This is a genomic window from Methanoculleus sp. UBA413 (genome assembly GCF_002502935.1).
Lineage (GTDB): Archaea > Halobacteriota > Methanomicrobia > Methanomicrobiales > Methanoculleaceae > Methanoculleus > Methanoculleus bourgensis.
Map to the genome: position 1 here is coordinate 3990 of NZ_DAQR01000141.1, position 2832 is coordinate 6821.

Below are 2832 nucleotides of genomic sequence, written 5' to 3' on the forward strand. Positions count from 1 at the left end.
GGGATGCCGGTGCTCGGGTGGCTCGGCGGGGCGAGTCTCGCCTCGTCCATCGGGGTCTACGACCACTGGATCGCGTTTCTGCTGCTTGCCCTGATCGGCGGGAAGATGATCGTCGAGGCGGTGCGGGGGGAGGGGGATGGGGTGCAGTTTGCCGGAGGGAGCATGGCAACCTTCCTCGTGCTCGCCGTCGCCACCAGCATCGACGCGCTCGCTGTCGGCGTCACCTTTGCCGTGCTTGACACGCCGATCCTCTGGCCTGCAGTCACGATCGGCGCCGTGACCTTCGCCCTCTCCGCCGCCGGCGTGCTGATAGGAAGCGCGTTCGGCCGGGTATCAGGGCGGAAGGTCGAGATCCTCGGCGGCGTCATCCTGATCGCCCTTGGCCTCCGGATCCTGCTTGACCATATCGCCTTCTGATATTTTTACCCGGTTTCGTCCAGGATCCGCCTTATGTCGAGGACAAGGTCTTTGCTCTCAGAATCAAGCGCGACGAGCCTGAGGTCCTGTGCTGACCTGACCCCGATCCCGAGTTCCGCCGCCCGCGCGATCTGGTCCATCTCAAAGATCCGGCCCCGCATCACCTCCGGCGTCGAGCCGTAGAGCCGGAGCAGGGCGATACCGGCGGCATCGAGGGCGACCCGGTCGGTGCTCGCGAGCATGACTCCCGGTTCGATGAGGCTGCCCTGCTCGGGCCCTCCGGTCGAGAACCCCTCGGCTGCGTCCATAATGGCGATATTACAGGGACAGAACCGGCTTATCTCGGCGATCATCCGGCGCTGGTGCGGCGAGGTATGGAGTTCAGCCATGTAGTTGTAGCCACCCCGGGGGTCCTTCTTCGCCACGACCCCGACAAGGTTCTTCAGGGAGAGGGAGACGTGCCCGCCGAACCGGTGGGTCTTTAAGCAGCAGGTCTGGACCACCGCGCCAGCCTCCCGGAAGAGCCGGGCGATCAAGAACCCCCGCTTCCAGTGGAGGCCATCCGAAGGGACCGTCTCCCACCCCTCCCGGGGAAGACCATCGAGCGCCACCACCTCTGCACCTGCCCGCTCCGCTATACCGATGGCGCCCCGGTTCATCAGCACCGCCCGGGTCTCCCCCATCCCGCTCCGCTCCCCGAGCCTGACCCTCCGGGCCCCGGCATCAAGGACCTGCCCGATGATTGCCTCCAGGGTGGCGGGATGGGTTGTCGCGGGAAAGGGATCGTCGCTGTTGAAGTTCGCCTTGACCGCAACCTCCTCGCCCTCGAGGGAAGGAGGTCCAATCTCATGCCAGAGCGCCTCAACGGCGTGGTAACGATCCGATGCATCGATGATGTAGACTTCAGATGCTGCTGGAGATGCCATGGCCGCAGAGTCTCCGGCAACCCATAAAAATATACGCCGTCCCGGGACTGGTTCCAGGTAAGATGACAAATCTGGAGTTGAAGGTTATACGAGAAACAGTCTGACCGGGCATGCCGGTATCCGGCATACCGATCTCCTGCAGCAATCGCGCCCGCACATCCTCCCCATCACCCGCAGGGCAGGGGAAGCGCATGGATACCCGGAGAAATCCGTTTCCGGGATTTTTCAATCGTCGAAACCGGGGCGGGGTGAGGGGTTTTTCGCGCCTCACACCGTCCCGTAGGTCGTCGTCCGCTGCCGGAGCACCCGCCCCAGGTCTTCAGCGATCCGCCGCATCTCACCCGGGTCCAGGTAGTCGGCGCCCTCCCCGCCGGCGTCGAGCGAGACGTCGTCGCAGAACATCGTTCCCCCGAGATCGTCCGCGCCGGAAAGGAGCGCTACCTCCGCCATCTTCGTCCCCACCTTCCCCCAGGAGACCTGGATGTGGTCAAAGTTGTCGAGGAAGAGCCGGGCCACCGCGACCATCAGGATATCCTCCCTCCCGGTCGCCCCCGCCGGTGCGAGTCCCGCCCGGTAGAGAGCAGTCTTCTCGTGGATGAACGAGAGGGGCACGAACTCGGTGAATCCCCCGGTATCGTCCTGGATATCCCTGAGGATCGCGAGGTGCCGGGCCCGGTCCTCCACCGACTCGCAGGAGCCGTACATGATCGTCGCCGTCGAGCGGATGCCAAGGCCATGCGCCTCCCTGATGATCCTGACCCAGGTCGCCGTGTCGCACTTATTCGGGCAGATCACCGTGCGGACAGAGTCCACCAGGATCTCGGCCGCCGTCCCCTGCAGGGTCCCGAGACCCGCCTCACGGAGCCGTTCGATGACCTCCGCGGTCGAGACCCCGCTCCGCTCCGCCGCCCAGGCGATCTCGTCGGGGCTAGCGGTGTGGATATCCACACCTGGAGCAACCTCCCGTACAGAGGAGATAAGGTCGGTGTAGGAGTCAAGCGTGTAACCGGGGTGAACCCCGGAGAGGAGGCAGATCTCGGTGATGTCGCGGCCTACCGCCGCCCGGGCCTTCTCCCGCACGGTCGCGGGGTCGTCGCAGAACGCCCCCGGATCATCAGCCCGCCGCCCGAACCCACAGAACCCGCAGAGGTTCTTGCAGATGTTGGTGACGTGGATATTCTGGTTCCGGATGTAGGTGACGGTATCGCCGACTTTGCGTTCACGGAGTTCGTCCGCGGCGGCGGCGATATCCCAGACATCCCGGCCGCGGGTTGCGAGCAGCCGCACCGCCTCCTCCTCGGTGAGGCGGTGGCCGGCGAGCGTGTCGTCGAGCAGGTCATGCAGTGAATGCGGCATCGTAAACAACTCTATTGCAGTCCAGGGATTTATTCCTCTTTCTTTCTCCGCCGCGCAAGGACGATGTCGTGGATGATGATAATGACGATGACAAGGATGGCGAACTCGGCGAGGTGCAGGGGCAGGTAGCCGA

The 2832-nt window shown here is 64.5% G+C and carries 3 protein-coding genes; 1 reads left to right on the forward strand and 2 read right to left on the reverse strand.

Annotated elements, in window-relative coordinates:
- Nucleotides 1-417, forward strand: a 417-nt coding sequence (locus BP858_RS12215) for a manganese efflux pump MntP family protein (protein ID WP_286879585.1), incomplete at its 5' end; no start/stop codon positions are given.
- 5 nt (nucleotides 418-422) lie between these two features.
- Here the strand turns inward: BP858_RS12215 and BP858_RS12220 are convergent.
- Nucleotides 423-1343 carry a DUF362 domain-containing protein gene (locus BP858_RS12220; protein WP_074174771.1) on the reverse strand — a complete coding sequence of 307 codons (921 nt, stop codon included), beginning with the start codon at nucleotides 1341-1343 and terminating at the stop codon, nucleotides 423-425.
- A gap of 267 nt (nucleotides 1344-1610) precedes the next feature.
- A complete protein-coding gene (gene cofH / locus BP858_RS12225; protein WP_062261290.1) occupies nucleotides 1611-2699 on the reverse strand; it encodes a 5-amino-6-(D-ribitylamino)uracil--L-tyrosine 4-hydroxyphenyl transferase CofH in 1089 nt (362 codons plus the stop codon).
- Nucleotides 2700-2832 lie beyond the last annotated feature (133 nt).

Bases quoted from the DNA above. Each gene is read 5' to 3' on its own strand.
- BP858_RS12220 (WP_074174771.1), bottom strand. From the start codon at position 1,343: ATGGCATCTCCAGCAGCATCTGAAGTCTACATCATCGATGCATCGGAT.
- cofH (WP_062261290.1), bottom strand. From the start codon at position 2,699: ATGCCGCATTCACTGCATGACCTGCTCGACGACACGCTCGCCGGCCAC.